At 42.9% G+C, this 15,354-nt stretch carries 15 protein-coding genes; 4 read left to right on the top strand and 11 right to left on the bottom strand.

All coding sequences use genetic code 11. The annotated features are described in order from the left end of the window. Positions 1-80: 80 nt before the first annotated feature. Positions 81-1,328 carry an AAA family ATPase gene (locus tag G6N79_RS08755; protein WP_103907898.1) on the top strand — a complete coding sequence of 416 codons (1,248 nt, stop codon included), beginning with the start codon at positions 81-83 and terminating at the stop codon, positions 1,326-1,328. Positions 1,329-1,331: 3 nt separating this feature from the next. After that, a complete protein-coding gene (locus G6N79_RS08750) occupies positions 1,332-1,862 on the top strand; it encodes a hypothetical protein (protein ID WP_103907897.1) in 531 nt (176 codons plus the stop codon). Positions 1,863-1,990: 128 nt separating this feature from the next. Here the strand turns inward: G6N79_RS08750 and G6N79_RS08745 are convergent, their stop codons facing one another. After that, complete coding sequence (locus G6N79_RS08745; protein WP_103907896.1) at positions 1,991-2,290, bottom strand: hypothetical protein; 300 nt, start codon at positions 2,288-2,290, stop codon at positions 1,991-1,993. A gap of 212 nt (positions 2,291-2,502) precedes the next feature. On the opposite strand from G6N79_RS08745, the gene G6N79_RS08740 reads away from it, so the two are divergent. Next, positions 2,503-3,651, top strand: a complete 1,149-nt coding sequence (locus G6N79_RS08740; protein ID WP_103907895.1) for a calcium:cation antiporter — start codon at positions 2,503-2,505, stop codon at positions 3,649-3,651. A gap of 94 nt (positions 3,652-3,745) precedes the next feature. On the opposite strand, the gene G6N79_RS08735 is transcribed toward G6N79_RS08740, so the two are convergent. Further along, entirely contained in the window at positions 3,746-4,012 is a 267-nt protein-coding gene (locus G6N79_RS08735) for a hypothetical protein (protein ID WP_103907894.1), read from the bottom strand. A 138-nt stretch (positions 4,013-4,150) separates the two neighbouring features. Between G6N79_RS08735 and G6N79_RS08730 the strand changes: the two genes are divergently transcribed. After that, on the top strand, positions 4,151-4,870 hold the full coding sequence (locus G6N79_RS08730; protein ID WP_103907893.1) for an acyl-[acyl-carrier-protein] thioesterase: 720 nt from the start codon (positions 4,151-4,153) through the stop codon (positions 4,868-4,870). 62 nt (positions 4,871-4,932) lie between these two features. On the opposite strand, the gene G6N79_RS08725 is transcribed toward G6N79_RS08730, so the two are convergent. The 9 genes from G6N79_RS08725 to G6N79_RS08685 form a co-directional block, all read right to left on the bottom strand. Next, complete coding sequence (locus G6N79_RS08725; protein WP_103907892.1) at positions 4,933-5,502, bottom strand: gluconate 2-dehydrogenase subunit 3 family protein; 570 nt, start codon at positions 5,500-5,502, stop codon at positions 4,933-4,935. A 12-nt stretch (positions 5,503-5,514) separates the two neighbouring features. After that, entirely contained in the window at positions 5,515-6,939 is a 1,425-nt protein-coding gene (locus tag G6N79_RS08720; protein WP_103907920.1) for a Gfo/Idh/MocA family protein, read from the bottom strand. 18 nt (positions 6,940-6,957) lie between these two features. After that, positions 6,958-8,643 carry a GMC oxidoreductase gene (locus tag G6N79_RS08715; RefSeq protein ID WP_103907891.1) on the bottom strand — a complete coding sequence of 562 codons (1,686 nt, stop codon included), beginning with the start codon at positions 8,641-8,643 and terminating at the stop codon, positions 6,958-6,960. 13 nt (positions 8,644-8,656) lie between these two features. Next, positions 8,657-9,910: a nucleoside permease gene (locus tag G6N79_RS08710; RefSeq protein WP_103907890.1), complete on the bottom strand. Its 1,254-nt coding sequence runs from the start codon at positions 9,908-9,910 to the stop codon at positions 8,657-8,659. 100 nt (positions 9,911-10,010) lie between these two features. Then, complete coding sequence (locus G6N79_RS08705; protein WP_103907889.1) at positions 10,011-10,937, bottom strand: hydroxypyruvate isomerase family protein; 927 nt, start codon at positions 10,935-10,937, stop codon at positions 10,011-10,013. Positions 10,938-10,964: 27 nt separating this feature from the next. Continuing rightward, positions 10,965-11,942, bottom strand: a complete 978-nt coding sequence (locus G6N79_RS08700; protein ID WP_234993284.1) for an FAD:protein FMN transferase — start codon at positions 11,940-11,942, stop codon at positions 10,965-10,967. Positions 11,943-11,984: 42 nt separating this feature from the next. Continuing rightward, positions 11,985-13,298, bottom strand: coding sequence for a Gfo/Idh/MocA family protein (locus G6N79_RS08695; RefSeq protein ID WP_103907887.1), 1,314 nt, complete (start codon positions 13,296-13,298; stop codon positions 11,985-11,987). Positions 13,299-13,346: 48 nt separating this feature from the next. Further along, the gene (locus G6N79_RS08690; protein ID WP_103907886.1) at positions 13,347-14,312 is read right to left on the bottom strand and encodes a formylglycine-generating enzyme family protein; all 966 of its coding nucleotides are present in this window, start codon (positions 14,310-14,312) and stop codon (positions 13,347-13,349) included. 99 nt (positions 14,313-14,411) lie between these two features. Continuing rightward, positions 14,412-15,326, bottom strand: a complete 915-nt coding sequence (locus G6N79_RS08685; RefSeq protein WP_103907885.1) for an AEC family transporter — start codon at positions 15,324-15,326, stop codon at positions 14,412-14,414. Positions 15,327-15,354: the final 28 nt, after the last annotated feature.

Here is a 15,354-nt window from a genome sequence, read left to right as displayed (position 1 = left end):
TAAGTTTTTATTTCTTTTTGAGAAAAATTTTAAAATTGTTTTAATCCCAGATTAAAAATTGTACCTTAGGGGAGTTTAATATGATTGTTATGGTACGAATCAAGGTATTACATTTTGGACCTATCAAGAAGGGACTAAAGGAAAATGGAGGCTTTTTGGAGATAAAAAAAGTAACCGTTTTCACGGGTGACCAAGGTGCCGGTAAAAGTATTTTGGCTAAATTGATTTCGGCGCTGTATCAGCTGGAGAAAATGCTGATCAGTGGAGAAATTGAGGAGTCGGAGGTCAATACCCGATCTAAATTTATTAAATATGCTGCAGTTCATAATTTGGCGGTATATTTCAGGGATGACAAACGGGAAACCATTGAATTTAGAACTAATGTGCTGCACTTTAAACTCCAAGGTGGTCAGGTTTCAATAAAATTGAAAAAACGCATGGAGTATTCCATAGCGAAGACCTTATACGTTCCAACAACAAGAGCTTTAATTGGTGTACTTCATAATGGGGTTCAGGCTGGATGTATTCCCGCTCCTTTATCCACCTTTTATGCTGAATTCAAGGATGCTGCCATACACTATAGCCATGGGATTACTATTCCGATCAATAATCTGGTATTTGAATATGAACCGATCAATGAAAGTGCTTACGTTTCAGGAGAAGATTTCAAGTTAGCCATTTCTGATGTATCCAGTGGTTTACAATCGGCAATTCCATTATTCGTAGTTTCGAAATTTATGGCAGAATCAGTTGAAAAATTGGAATCAGGACTATTTTCAGATTCGCCTATGGCATGTAATATCGTCAGGGAAAATCCAGGAATATATTATCTGAATAAAAGTAGCGATTTGGGAAGTTTTTCTGAAAGCATGAAATCCATGGATTCTGAAAGGATAGGTCCTATAATCACATATACGTCATTCGTTAATATTGTGGAGGAACCGGAACAAAATTTATATCCGAATTCCCAAAGATCTATTTTATATAGTTTATTGTCCATGAACAACCTTAGTGATCAAAATAAATTGCTTATGACCACGCACAGCCCATACTTGATCAATTACCTAACTTTAGCGGTTAAGGCTGAACAGGTATCCGATAGATTGTCAAGGGTAGCAGACTATAAAAGGATTGGGCATATTATGCCGCCCACTCCCTTTATTCATGGTGAGGATTTGGTTATCTATGAATTTGAAGCCGATAGCGGGGAAATAACAAGATTGAGTACATACCACGGTGTTCCTTCCGACGAGCACCAGTTGAACATTGCTTTAGGCGAGTTCAATGATATGTATGCTTCGTTATTAACCCTTCAGCATCTTAATTAGGTAATGCAGGTTGATTTTTTTGGGCAGGAATGCAAGCATACATCATGTAAGTCCACATTTGGTATCTGTGATGATATCGCTTCTAAAGGCGTAAAAGGTCAACCTGCTTATTTGGATGAAATCAATGGGGAAAGATGGATTGCAACCGTTGACAATTTTTACTGTTCATCCATTTCATTTTATGCCATTGATCATTGCGTTCGCTTGCCGGTACTCGCTAAAAACAAATCAGTCAAACGGTGTGATGGGGTACTGACCTGCGACAATACCATTGCTTTTGTAGAGTTAAAATCTAGAAATCAGTTTGGATCGAAATGGATTAAGATTGCGGAAGGACAATTGCGGAGTACGATCCATTATTTTGAACAAGAGCCAGAATCTGTAAACTTTAGCCATAAAAGAGCATACGCCATCAATAACCTACGTCCGATGTCAAGGATAGGACAGGCACAACGCATGGAACGCTTTGTTCAGGAAACAGGCTATCAGCTTTTTATAAAGGCAAGAATTGATCTCTATAGCGCTGAAGGTTAATTTTAAGAATTTCATAATTAGGAAATTTTTAATGAGCCCTAAAAACTTGTACCGTTTAAAACGATGCATTTGGGTTCCTATCCTATATCCCTGATTCAGCATCTTGCTACATGTTCTTTCTCCGGGAATTATAGCGACCGCAGAAGATTGATATCCAAATATTCGATTAAAGGCTCTCCTACCAATCGTTTATCGCGTTCTTCCTGAAATTTGCGGAATATGGTATTTCCCAATATTTCCTGCTGTACCTCTTGGTCTTTATAGCGGGAGACATGGACAAAAGTTGGACTGCCCTTGACATGGAGGACATCGTATTGGAATCGTGACTGGTCTAAATGTTTAAAATCTGCTAGGAATCCGGCGATCCTACTGAGGTTCTCGTCAATATAACCTTCCTCCACAATATAGGTGACTTTTACAGCTATCATAAAAATTAAGTTTGCTCTTCCTTATTAGTACGTTATTTTGTTCATAATGTTTTACGATAAATGACACTTTCCTATTTTTCCTCGAATTTATGAGGCTCTTTTCCTGAAAATTACGCCATAGCATCCGTCCCTATTTTTTAACAATTGTAAAACATAATGAAACCTTTATTGCGGATTTTTGTAACTCAATCAAAAGAAAGTCGAGAAAATTAATGAATCATATCTTTACAAGAAACACCATTTACAGATTACTGTATATCTGGGCCATTGCTATTGCATTCATGTTCTTTGGCAAGCAGCTTGAAGGTTTTTATACAGAACCGCTCTTGGGGATTGGGATTTTCCTATTGGTTTTGTTCACCATTATCATTGCGGCCTTTGGCGTGGTGAAAGAGGCAGACGAGTTAGCCCATCAACTGGGAGAACCCTATGGGACTTTAATCTTGACGCTTTCCATTGTTTCCATTGAGGTTATCCTCATTGCGGCCATGATGTTCGGTCCGGAGGAAAACCCAACGATCGGTAAGGATTCCATATTCTCGGTCATGATGATCATCATGAACCTGGTCATGGGCTTATGTATCCTGTTGGGCGCACTGAAATATGGTGAGCAGGAATATAATGCGCAAGGCACATCAACCTACCTTTCCATGATCATGATGTTGGGTGGCATTTCACTGCTATTACCAAATTTTATTCAGGGAAAGGGAAACGGAGAATTCATGGATAGCCAAGCCGTCATTATTGCCAGTCTTGTTGTTCTATTATATGGCGTTTTTCTGGCATTCCAGATGAAGGGTTATAAGCACCTGTATATCCAGCCTGAGCCTGGCAAATTAGCGATTCCTTTTGCTGATCGAAGCCGCATCGGCCAGGTGGCGCCGGAAATAAAAACCGCGAACCGCGGTTCAGAAATCCTGGTACGCAGTATTGTATTGATCGCGATGATCTTGCCCATTGTTCTGCTTTCCCATAATCTGGCAACACTAGTGGATTATGGAATTAAAGCTGCGGATTTCCCTCCGATGTTGGGCGGGGTATTGATCGCTATCATTGTCTTTACACCGGAATCCATGACGGCAGTACGTGCTGCCTTGAACAAAGAGTTCCAGCGTGCGATCAACCTTTGCCATGGGGCATTCGTTTCCACGGTTGGGCTTACAGTTCCAGCGGTATTAATAATTGGTCTGATTGCTGGTAAGACTGTTCTATTCGGTTTGACAGCAAGTGAGACCATCCTTTTCATTATCACATTGATCTTAAGTTTTCTCACGTTTAACGGGCGTCGGACCACAGCAATTGCGGGAGTCATGCACCTGCTTTTATTTGCTGTTTTTGTGATGTTGCTATTCATTCCCTAAAAGGGTATGGAATAAATAAATTCCATACATAATAACCCCATAAGGTAAAGAAAAGCCCCGGTTCATTCGATCCGGGGCTTGCTATTTCTTCTACTTAGTATTCAACTTCTATCAACGATTTCAGTGGAATCAATATCCCGTTCTTTATCTGGATATATTTATCGGTAAGTGACCATACGGTCGTTTCGATCCGCTTCGGGCCGTCTTCGGTATTGAATACGATATCTGTTTTTGACTTGAACTCATTGCCCAGGCGCACCGCACCTTGCAATTTACTGGCAAAATGTGCCGATCTATCTTCTTCAGCAGGGATAATTCTATATTTATCGACTTCTTCTTTTTGAATTATAGTACCAATCATGTGTTTCTATTTTTTTATAAAGGTGTTATAAGGTTAACGTCAATTTAGGGATTAATATATATTTCAGCAACATTTTAGTGCAGAATTAGTGCAGAATATTAAATTAGTTACATTTGCAATAAATTATAGAAATAACAGATGGGAATCTTTGAGAAAGAATGGACGCTTAATTTTACGCAATGCTATCCCAACGGACAATTGAAGTACAGTGAGCTGAACAATATCCTTCAGGTGACCGCGAGTGAACATGCCGAGGAGATCGGTTTTGGGTATAAGGCCATGCTAGGTGTTCACCAATCCTGGGTTTTGAGCAGGATGCTCATGGAAATCAAGCGATTGCCAAAATACACACAGCAGGTCAAGGTCAGAACATGGATTCAAGATTTTACGGGTAGCCGTTCCATACGGAATTTCCAGTTGGTGATGGGCGATGAAGTTCTAGTTTCGGCCACGAGCCTTTGGGTCGTATTCAATATTGCCAAGCGGCGGGCGGATGTCCTTGCTTTGAATACCGACCACATGGAATATTTCCGCGATATGCATTCCACCATGAAAGAAACCGAGAAAATCGATGGCATTGTTGATTTCCAGCCTTTGGGTCAACATCGCGTTAAGCTTTCCGATTTGGATATTGTTAACCATGCCAATAATGTAAAATACATGGAATGGGTGTTTGATGCCATGGACCCGAAAATCATACTGGCGAGTACCATCCGTACATTGGAGATGAACTTCCTGAAAGAGCTGGGTTATGGTGACGAGATCCATATCGACCAATTTAAAGCCGCTGACGACAGAGAAACCTACGCCATACAGAAAGATGGCAGACTACACTTCCTCATGCGTCTGACGCGCTAAAAAGCATAAAAAAATGGTCGGTACCAAGGTACCGACCATTTTTTTATTGCACACACTGACGATTAGATCGCCCAAGCTTTATCTCCTTTTTTGTACGGGTAATTTCCATCATACTTTCCAGGGATTTTCACATAACGTAAAGCCTGTTTCATGCCGACCTCTGAGGTAAAGAAACCTGTTAAGGTCAATTGCTTGAATAGGGTAAAGAAGTGATTCGGATCATCCTCTTTTTTGCTGCCCTGATATTCTTTGGCTTCCTTATCGTATGCATTCACGAATTGCAATCTCTCTTCTGGAGTCAGCTCCAAGAATCCTTTCTTGAATTCTTTCTTTGCACGGTCATCGATGCCATTCAAGCCATCGATAAAGATTTTCTGATCTTTCTCCTCGTAGCAATCGCGGATCATTACAGGAATGAAATCCCCAACCCCGGCTTCTTTCGCGCCTGGAGTTGCTGTTTTTGGAAGGATAGCTTCAGCGATTTCACCGATGAAATCTGGTGTACTTCCCTCAAAAAGGGTAGCTACATCTTTTGAAGCTGGTCTGTTACATCCCTGTAAAAACAGGTTCGCACCAACGACCGATCCTCCAACTATAAACGCTACGCGTCTTAATGCTTCTCTTCTGTTCATGAGTTCTAGCGATTAAATTTTGTAATCAATTCCCCAACCTTGACGGTATTCACGCTTGATGAATTGGTTGACGATATCAAAGTTCGTTACTTTCATGTTTTGGTTATCCCACAGTAACTTCAAGCTACGTCCAGGGTATTTGCCATCTACACGGAGATCTGCTCCACGGATTGCCAGGTTAGCCATTAAAAGGGCTTCTGTCAATGGTCCTGAGATTTCGAATGGTGCGCTGACTTCTTTCTTGCCATAACCTGCGATACAAGCCTCTACCCACTGTGCGTAGTGTCCGCTTGCGCCACCTTTTACGCGTTCGTATTTCAGGGCAACATTTTCTTTTCTGGATGTCGGTAAAAGGCGAGCATTCTCACCATATGTATCGGCAAGGATCTTTCCTTTATCACCAATTAGGAGGATACCATTACCACCGTCGCCGAATATCTCGTTCGGTCCCAATTCCTCTGGACGTGTCGGTTGGATACCACCATCCATCCAATGTAAGGTCACGGGTCCTGTTGTGCGTGCTGCTTTCGGGAAGGTCATAGTTGCGTGGCTCGATGGCGGACAGCTTTCTGGGAAGTATCCCCTTTTGAATTCATCCACATATACCGAACCTACGGAAGCCTGAACATCCTGTACATAGGTCAATCCCAAAACGGAGAATGGTACTTCCAACAAGTGACAGCCCATATCGCCCAGTGCACCGGTTCCGTAGTCCCACCAACCTCTCCAGTTGAAAGGCACTAATTTATCGACATAATCTTTTTGCGGGGCTGTACCCAACCAAAGATCCCAGTCCAGTTCCTTCGGCACCTCCGATTTTTGCGTCGGCCAGGAAATCCCCTGAGGCCATACCGGACGGTCGGTCCAACAATATACCGTATGCACATTCCCGATTAGGCCAGCCTCATACCACTCACGTGCTTGGCGTGGGCCATCGTTGGATGCACCTTGGTTCCCCATTTGGGTCACTACTTTATATTTCTTTGCTGCGTCGGTCAGCACGCGTGCTTCCCAAACGTCATGAGCCAATGGCTTCTGTACATAGACGTGCTTGCCCAGTTGCATAGCTGCAAGTGACTGGATCGCATGGTTATGATCGGGCGTAGAAATGGAAACCGCATCGATATGCTTGTGTTCCTTATCCAACATCTCACGATAGTCTTTATAATATTTGGCTTTCGGGAATCGTTTCACGGAATTTGCCGCACGACGATCATCCACATCACAAAGGTATGCGATCTCTGCTTTACCACTATCGGCAAAGGATTTGATATCACTTTCGCCCTTGCCACCAACACCGATACCAGCCACGATCAACTTATCACTCGGTGCGATGAAGCCTGAACCGCCTAATACATGTCTCGGGACAATGCTGATACCTGCTGCAGCAATTGCAGAGTTCTTTAAGAATTCTCTTCTCGAATTGTTCTTACTCATCATATTGGGTTTATCGAATTATAAATTACCTTTCTTAAGTTCACTTACTGCGAAATCAACCGCGCGGGCTGTCAACGCCATATAGGTTAACGATGGGTTCACACAACCTGCGGACGTCATCGCAGCACCATCCGTAACGAATACGTTCGGTGCATCCCATACTTGGTTATTTCCGTTCAATACCGAAGTTTTTGGATCACGTCCCATGCGCGCGGTTCCCATCTCGTGAATACCCATACCGAAGTTGTAACCACTATCGTAGGTATTTACGTTCTTCACGCCGATTTTCTCCAACATTTCCTTCATCTCTTCGGTCATGTCCTTACGCATCTTCATCTCGTTATCCTTAATCTCCATGTCCATGGATAGTACTGGAAGTCCCCATTTGTCCTTCACTGTTTTATCCAGGCTGATTTTATTTTCATGGTAAGGTAGGATCTCACCGAATGCGGTGAATCCGATGCTCCAGTTTCCTGGTTCGCAAGTTGCATCCTTCCATTCTCCGCCGACTTGCATCTCTGCCACTTCACCGGACCAACGGCCACGGCTGCCCGCACCTTGGTAACCGAAACCGCGCACATAATCACGTTGCTTGGTATCGCTTGGAATATTTACGAAACGAGGTACATATAATCCTGTAGGACGGCGTCCAAAAGTATATTTATCTTCATAACCTTCTACCGTTCCGCTTGCACCCAAACGGAAGTGGTGATCCATTGCATTGTGACCCAATTCGCCACTGCTACTTCCCAAACCACCTTCCCAAACATCGGTAGCCGAGTTCATCAATACCCATGTCGAATTGAATGCCGAAGCACAAACGAAGATTACCTTTGCATGGAATTCATAAGTCTGGTTTGTTTCCGCATCAATGATCTCTACGCCTGTCGCTTTTTTGGTATTCTTATCGTAAAGAATCTTGGTTACGATGGAGAATGGTCTCAAGGTCAAGTTACCGGTCTTCATTGCTGGTGGCAAGGTAGAAGATTGTGTGCTGAAGTAAGCACCAAAGTTACAGCCCAACCAACATTGGTTTTGGTATTGACAGTTGATACGGCCGGTGTGCGGTTTTGTAATATTCGCTGTACGGCCCATGATGAAATGGCGGTTTCCGCCATATTCCTTTTTCAAACGCTCAGCAAGGTCTTTTTCAACGATGTTGAAATCCATTGCAGGCATGAAGTCACCATCCGGTAATACATCTAAGCCATCACGGTTTCCGGAAATACCGGCCCATTTTTCTGCATAGCTGTACCACGGCGCTATATCTTTATAACGGATAGGCCAATCAACGCCATGTCCGTCTTTTAAGTTTGCTTCAAAGTCCAGATCACCCAATCGGTAACTCTGACGTCCCCACATTAAGGAACGACCTCCTACATGATATCCTCTGAACCAATCGAAACGCTTCACCTCCGTATATGGACTCTCCTTCTCATTTACCCAAAAGTCAAGGTTCTTTTCATTCAATGGATAATCACGCTTCAGTACAGGATAATCCTTCTCCATTTGGATTGTCCTACCACCTCTATGCGGATACTCCCAAGTATCTTTATTAGCATGGTAATCCTTTACGTGTTCCACATTGCGGCCACGCTCCAGCATAATTGTTTTCAGTCCCTTTTCGGTAAGTTCTTTGGCAGCCCAACCACCACTGATACCGGAACCGATAACAATAGCATCGTATACATTATTTTCTACCATTATCTTTTAAATTTTAATTAGTTTCTGTTTGTGTTTGTATAGTTTCCTTCTTGAAGAATAGCATGAAGATGATCATCACGACAAAGGCAATTCCTGCTGGCACCACCCATAGTTTATTCCAGAATAGCGCAACATCTGAAGCTTTGATATCGACATACATATCGCTTACATAGCCTGCAATCCAGAAACCGATCAACTGGCCAACGCCATAGGTCGCTAGGGTAATCAATCCCTGTGCAGCACTCTTATTATCCTTACCTGCTTTGGAATCCGTATAGATCTGGCCGGATACAAAGAAGAAATCATAACAGATACCATGCAAGGCAATACCGATCAATAGCATAAAAGTAAGCTCTCCCGCATTCCCGTATGCAAATAGCACATAGCGCAATACCCACGCTAACATCCCCAAAAGGATGGTATTCTTAAATCCAAAACGCGTAAAGAATACGGGCAATAGCAAAAGACAAAGGGCTTCGGAAATTTGTCCGATGGTCATTTTTCCCGTAGCATTTGCCAAACCAATTTCTGTTAGGAATGGGTTAGCATATTGATAGTAGAATGCCAATGGAATACAGATCAGGATGGAACAGATAAAGAAAACCAGGAAGTTGCGATCTTTCAATAGCTTAATCGCATCCAATCCCAATATTTTCGCAATGCCTTCTTTTTCACCAGATCCAGTAGCTTTAACCGGTGGTGTCTTTGGTAAGGTAAAAGAAAAGATACCCAATACCAACGATGCTACTGCTGCCATCAAGAAAGTGTTTCTCAATAAACCGTCTTGTAAGCCCTGTTCGCTATCCCATTTGAACAGGTAGGAAATGGAAAGACCGGCTACGATCCACCCGATGGTACCCCAGATGCGGATAAATGAAAATTCTTTCTCTGGATTTTTCATCTGACGGAAAGAAACGGAGTTAACCAAGGATAGTGTTGGCATATAGAGAATCATATACCCCAATACATATGGGAAGAAGTTTCCCACAGAATCACTTTGGTAAAGTTGGTACATCAATAGCGCACCGATCAAGTGTAAGACTCCTAATATACGCTCGGCATTGAAATAACGGTCCGCGATCATCCCGATGATGAAAGGTGCGATAATGGCACCCCAGGATTGGGTTGAGAATACATTGGAAATCTCAAGCCCGGAAGCCTTCAAGGTATTACCTAGGAAGGTCCCTAATGTCACGAACCATGCTCCCCAAATAAAGAATTCGAGGAACATCATAAAAGACAATTTAAATTTGATTGTTGAAGACATTGTTTAAGGTTTATTAAAAATCTTATAATTAAAGATAGAGATAATTAAGGATTATCAAAATTTCATAACAAATTTGTTTCATTGCTAATAGCGTTTAGCATTAGAATGAATCCACCTCACGATAGGCTTTCACGAGCGCCTGCTCGCCTTCCTTCCCACGTTGAGACATGCCATGTTCCATTCCGACAATTCCCTTATACCCCTTGTTATATAACCACTTGAATAGGTTCTTGTAATTAATCTCTCCAGTAGTTGGCTCCTTCCTTCCAGGGTTGTCCCCTACCTGAATATAGCCGATTTCGCTCCAGCACATATCCATCAATGGAATCAGGTTACCTTCATTTTTCTGCTGGTGGTACACATCGTAAAGGATCTTACAGGATGGACTATTCACCGCTTTACAGATTTCATATGTCTGATCGGTAAAGCGAAGGAAAAGATCCGGTGTATCACTCAGCGGCTCCAATACCATGGTAATGCCATGTGGCTCAAAAATCTCCGCTCCCCTACGTAGGCCTTCCACTACATTAGCGGTTTGCACCCCAATGGGTAGGTTTCTGGCATAATCTCCAGGAACGACTGTTACATGCTTAGCGTTACATCTTTTCGCGATTTCTACCGACTCTTTACATCCTTTCAGGAATATATCCACGTGTTCCTCTTTACCTGCGGCCAAGGTATTGGCACCGTTCCCGCCCTTAGGTACGACGAAGACACCCATCACCATTCCCAACTTAGCCAATAGTTCCCCGACTTTCTTCTGCTCCTCTACCGAACGGCTCGGCATACCATTATCTTCGATACCACGAAATCCGAGGTCATACATGTATTGAATTTCATCCAAGAAGTTCTTTCCAGCAGATGCACTGAACATCCCTTGATGGGGAGCATAGTTTAATCTGAAGGGTTGATTCGCAGCTTGATCTTCCATACCTTGCACAGCTTGCTCCTTCGCCGAAAGTCCGTTGCTAAACAACGAAGCTCCAACCAATAGCGAACTATTCTTTAAAAAATCTGATCGTTTCATTTAGGATTAAGTTTATAATTTAAGTATTCAGTCGGTCAGCAAATACTTCTTGAACCCTTTGGAATAGCCCTCTTTTACTTGGCCTTCTTCCAGATACAATAAATAAATATCAATTATATTTTTTGAATTCGCAAATGTAATTGCATCCCGTGGATTCATAGCCATAAAAACATTGTCATAGGCATCGGCATCCATCGCAGTCTCCGCTATCACGGTTACCGCAATCGTTGATGACTTTATAGGGTACCCCGTGCGGGGGTCGATATGATGGGAAAACGTATAATCTTTTACTTGACGAAACTTCTCGTAACTACCTGATGTCGTGATTGCTTTATTCCGCAATTCCACTACATGTGATATGGTGTTTCCTGCAGATTCCGGTCGGTCAATCAATACCCTGAAGGGTGTCCCATCGGGCTTTTCTCCATGGGCTCGGATCTCGCCTCCAACCTCAACAATAAACTGTGTAATATTTTTAGCCATCAGGTAATCGTGCAATACATCCACGGTATATCCCTGTGCAATGCCGTTTAGGTCAATCTGCAAGGAAGGGACACGCTTCAGTAGCGAATTTCCCCTGACTCGAAGTTTCTTCATGCCAACGGTCTTCATTGCATTAGCGATTGCTGTAGCATCCGGAAGATCTTGCCTGTTATCAGGACCAAAACCCCATAGGGAAACCAATGGCTTCACGGTAATATCAAATTGGCCTTTCGATTCTTTATGGATGGCAAATGACTTCTTGATCACAGTTGCCATGTGCGGATCCATCGCAATCCGCTTAGTATCATTTGCATTGAATTGATTGATCAATGACCCCTCCTTGTAAAGAGACATTGAGCGGTCAATTACGGCAAAAATACTATCAATGGCAGATTGGTTGACACGAGGCTTTTCGTCGTAGTATGATATGGTATATGTTGTTCCCTGAGCCTGCCCATAAAGTTCAAACCGTTGTAAAGCAGTAATTGGCTGCTGCGCTAGCGCACAACAACCAATTAGCATACATAGGATAAAACTGCAGGTTCTGATCACTATGAAATATTATTAGATATATTTCTCGACATTAATGCCTGGCATAGCCACAGGATAAAGTCCTTCGGCATTTGGCATAATTTTCGGGTTGGCATCAAATGCATAACGTTCCGGCATGATATCAATATTGGATTTCATAGCCTCATCCCACTTGATGACTTTTCCTGTATAACAGGCTATCCTTCCGATAATACCTGTCAACGTGCTATAGGCACCGTATTCTGCATTGTCGAACTTGTATTCACCATCCGCAATCGCCTGGAACAGCTCTTTGTGTTCTTGTTGATAAGCATTTGGATTGCCTTTAGGATTGTGTCGGTAGATTTCTTTACCATCAGGTCCCCAAAGTACCGCTTGGTTACCTGCTGAAAGGTAAACTCGCCCTTTTGTGCCCTGGAATGTTTCATCTACGCGGTTGGAAATACCCTCAAAATGACGACATTGTGAATAAACAACTGAACCATCATCATAGGTCAATTCTACCGCAAAATTATCATAGATTTCGCCATAATCCTTGCCTGAGCGATGCGCTTGGCTTCCTGTTCCTTGGATCGAAACCGGATATTTTCCTTTCACCCAGTTGGCAATGTCGATATTGTGGACGTGCTGTTCTACGATATGGTCACCACAAAGCCAGTTGAAATAATACCAGTTGCGCATTTGGTATTCCATTTCGGTTTGTTCCGGTTTACGCGGGCGAACCCATACACCTCCTGAATTCCAGTAAACCTGACCTGCGACGATATCGCCGATGGCGCCATCCTGGATCCGCTTAATTGCTTCTCTATAGTTCGTTTGGTACCGGCGCTGTAAACCGACTACCACGTTCAATTTCTTTGCTTTTGCTTCTTTTGCTGCTTCCAGGACCTTACGTATTCCTGGAATATCTACGGCAACGGGTTTTTCCATGAAGACATGTTTGCCCGCTTTTACCGCTTCCTCAAAATGGATGGGACGGAAACCCGGAGGCGTCGCTAAAAGCACGACATCCGCATCCTTGATCGCTGCTTTGTATCCGTCAAAACCTACATATTTGCGGCTGTCCGGCACATTGATCTTGTCGCCGAACTTCTCTTTTAAAGTGGCGTATGTTTTGTCCAAGTTATCTTTGAAGGCATCTGCCATCGCTACCAATTGGATATTTTGGCCTGATGCAAATGCATCGAATGTTGCGCCAGTTCCACGGCCTCCACAGCCAATTAAAGCAATCTTAATGATGTCGCTGCCCGCTGCGAACACTTTACCCACGGAACCGCTAGCCAATGCTGCCGCACCAACCATGGTTGAAGAGGATTTTATGAAATCCCTGCGTTTTAAACTTCCCATGAAAATAGATTTAAATTGAGTTGAATATTGTTTTGTTGGTTATGTCCATTAAAAATCCTTGATTGGCGCCTTGTCGTAATACGCCATAATCTCCTCGTGGCTAGGCTGTTTAACTGGCCTTACCAAACGCATTCCTACAAATGGTGCTTCAGGGAACCACCAATTTGACTTTGGAATCTGCGGATCCAATTGCTTCCACATCGGATCGGATGCACCACGTGCTGCAGAACGCAAATCTATAGCTGCACTCTCGAAAGAGCCTCCACGCACCACATGTGGATAGAGTTGCGTAGGCACATTCACCGGGTTATCTGCCACCTTATCTGCAAACTGTTGGTAGAAATCCTCAGCGTATTGGTCATATGTCCATTCCGAGACGTTGCCCAAGATATCATATAACCCCCAAGGGTTCGCTTTTTTCGTTCCTACTTTCGCTGTTTTGCCATCTGCATTTTCCTGAAAAACTGCATATTCACCCAATTGAGCAGCATCATCACCGAAAAAATAAGCTTTATCAGAACCAGCCCGGCATGCGTACTCCCATTCTGCCTCTGTTGGCAATCGGTAAAATACACCGGTCCGCACATACAGCCATTTACAAAATTGAATCGCGTTATAATGGGTCATGGCCAGGGCAGGCTGCCCGTCCTTTCCAAATCCGAAAGTCATGTCCAGGTACGGCTTGGTAGGCCTTGTAACCGCATCGACTTCAGCAGGAACCTTCCCGTCAGTAGATTTGGTAACTTCAAAGTCTTTGTATAGGAAGGGCTCAAATATATTCCAGGTCACCTCGTAGGTTCCCATCCAGAATGGATCAATCTTTACTTTATGAACAGGTTTTTCATCTGCATTCGCACCGGAAGCACTCCCCATCTGAAACTCACCTCCAGGAATGGCTTCCATGGAAAACGTTAAACTCGTACCTTCAATCTGCTGGGTATAACGCTCATGCTTTTCTTGAGCGTAAGTTAATTGCATTCCTGCCAGTAAAGCAAAGAATAGAACTCTCTTCATAAACAATTTAAAGTATTAAAATCTAAAAATAAACCGTATTTCTTTGAATATAATTCAATAAAGATACGTAAATGGATAGAACTTTTAATAACAATTAGGTTACAAAAAATAGCTGTTCAGCACATAAAACCACAGGTATGTGGTCAATAATCCTATAGGAATACTGAGTCCAATCACACTATTTCCGACTTTGGAATTGAGTTTAAATTGGTTTAATATAATACTGGTAGCCACCAGACTAGGCATGGCCATCTCAAATATAGATACCTGTATAATTTCACCTTTCAGACCCCACCAGTATGCAACGGCCGTGACGATTGCTGGACCGATTATAAGTTTGTAAATAATCGCATAGGTTATATTCGGGATCTCACTCTTTACGATGCCGAAATTTAATTGTAATCCAATCGAAAATAAAGCTACCGGAGAAACTGTCGATCCTATGGTATGGAAAAAGTCATCCAAGCTGCTGACATCTATAAACCGAGGAATGATTAAGGCCAATAGGCAACCGATCAGCGGAGGGAAAGTGAATACACGTTTAAGAATAAAGCCAAAGTCAACATGGTTATTTTTCTTCAGGCTCCCCTTCACGGCGATCACCACGCCAACTGTAGAGAGGAGAAAGAACGTTGTTTGGTCACTGACAATTCCAATGGGTAGTTTATCTGCGCCGAAATAGGCGGTGATCAAGGGAAATCCAACAAATGAGGTATTGCTCAGTCCTGCTATCAGCATCAAGGTATGCGAGGTCCTCTTGGACAATTTGGATGTCCGCTCGAGAATGTAGAAGAAAAGGATAGATCCCGAAAGCACCAACAATGGCCCTAGCATGGTAAACAACAGGCTGTTATTCCAGGTCAGTTTAGGCAGGAAGTTGAAAGAGATAGCGGGCAATCCGAAATAAAGGACCCAGGCATTCAGCGCTTTGAAACCATCTTTGGCTACCCAATTGAATTTACGACTTATTATTCCTGCGGCTAAGCAAAAAATAATGAGGATAAAATTTGACACGATGCTAGTTTTTACCGAAAAGGAGTAT

Source organism: Sphingobacterium lactis, from assembly GCF_011046555.1.
In the GTDB taxonomy this organism is placed as follows: domain Bacteria; phylum Bacteroidota; class Bacteroidia; order Sphingobacteriales; family Sphingobacteriaceae; genus Sphingobacterium; species Sphingobacterium lactis.
This window is presented reverse-complemented; position numbering and strand designations above follow the sequence as displayed.

Excerpts from the sequence above, each read along its gene's own strand:
- G6N79_RS08755 (WP_103907898.1), top strand. The coding sequence starts at position 81 with ATGATTGTTATGGTACGAATCAAGGTATTACATTTTGGACCTATCAAG.
- G6N79_RS08750 (WP_103907897.1), top strand. The coding sequence starts at position 1,332 with ATGCAGGTTGATTTTTTTGGGCAGGAATGCAAGCATACATCATGTAAG.
- G6N79_RS08745 (WP_103907896.1), bottom strand. The coding sequence starts at position 2,290 with ATGATAGCTGTAAAAGTCACCTATATTGTGGAGGAAGGTTATATTGAC.
- G6N79_RS08740 (WP_103907895.1), top strand. The coding sequence starts at position 2,503 with ATGAATCATATCTTTACAAGAAACACCATTTACAGATTACTGTATATC.
- G6N79_RS08735 (WP_103907894.1), bottom strand. The coding sequence starts at position 4,012 with ATGATTGGTACTATAATTCAAAAAGAAGAAGTCGATAAATATAGAATT.
- G6N79_RS08730 (WP_103907893.1), top strand. The coding sequence starts at position 4,151 with ATGGGAATCTTTGAGAAAGAATGGACGCTTAATTTTACGCAATGCTAT.
- G6N79_RS08725 (WP_103907892.1), bottom strand. The coding sequence starts at position 5,502 with ATGAACAGAAGAGAAGCATTAAGACGCGTAGCGTTTATAGTTGGAGGA.
- G6N79_RS08720 (WP_103907920.1), bottom strand. The coding sequence starts at position 6,939 with ATGAGTAAGAACAATTCGAGAAGAGAATTCTTAAAGAACTCTGCAATT.
- G6N79_RS08715 (WP_103907891.1), bottom strand. The coding sequence starts at position 8,643 with ATGGTAGAAAATAATGTATACGATGCTATTGTTATCGGTTCCGGTATC.
- G6N79_RS08710 (WP_103907890.1), bottom strand. The coding sequence starts at position 9,910 with ATGTCTTCAACAATCAAATTTAAATTGTCTTTTATGATGTTCCTCGAA.
- G6N79_RS08705 (WP_103907889.1), bottom strand. The coding sequence starts at position 10,937 with ATGAAACGATCAGATTTTTTAAAGAATAGTTCGCTATTGGTTGGAGCT.
- G6N79_RS08700 (WP_234993284.1), bottom strand. The coding sequence starts at position 11,942 with ATGCTAATTGGTTGTTGTGCGCTAGCGCAGCAGCCAATTACTGCTTTA.
- G6N79_RS08695 (WP_103907887.1), bottom strand. The coding sequence starts at position 13,298 with ATGGGAAGTTTAAAACGCAGGGATTTCATAAAATCCTCTTCAACCATG.
- G6N79_RS08690 (WP_103907886.1), bottom strand. The coding sequence starts at position 14,312 with ATGAAGAGAGTTCTATTCTTTGCTTTACTGGCAGGAATGCAATTAACT.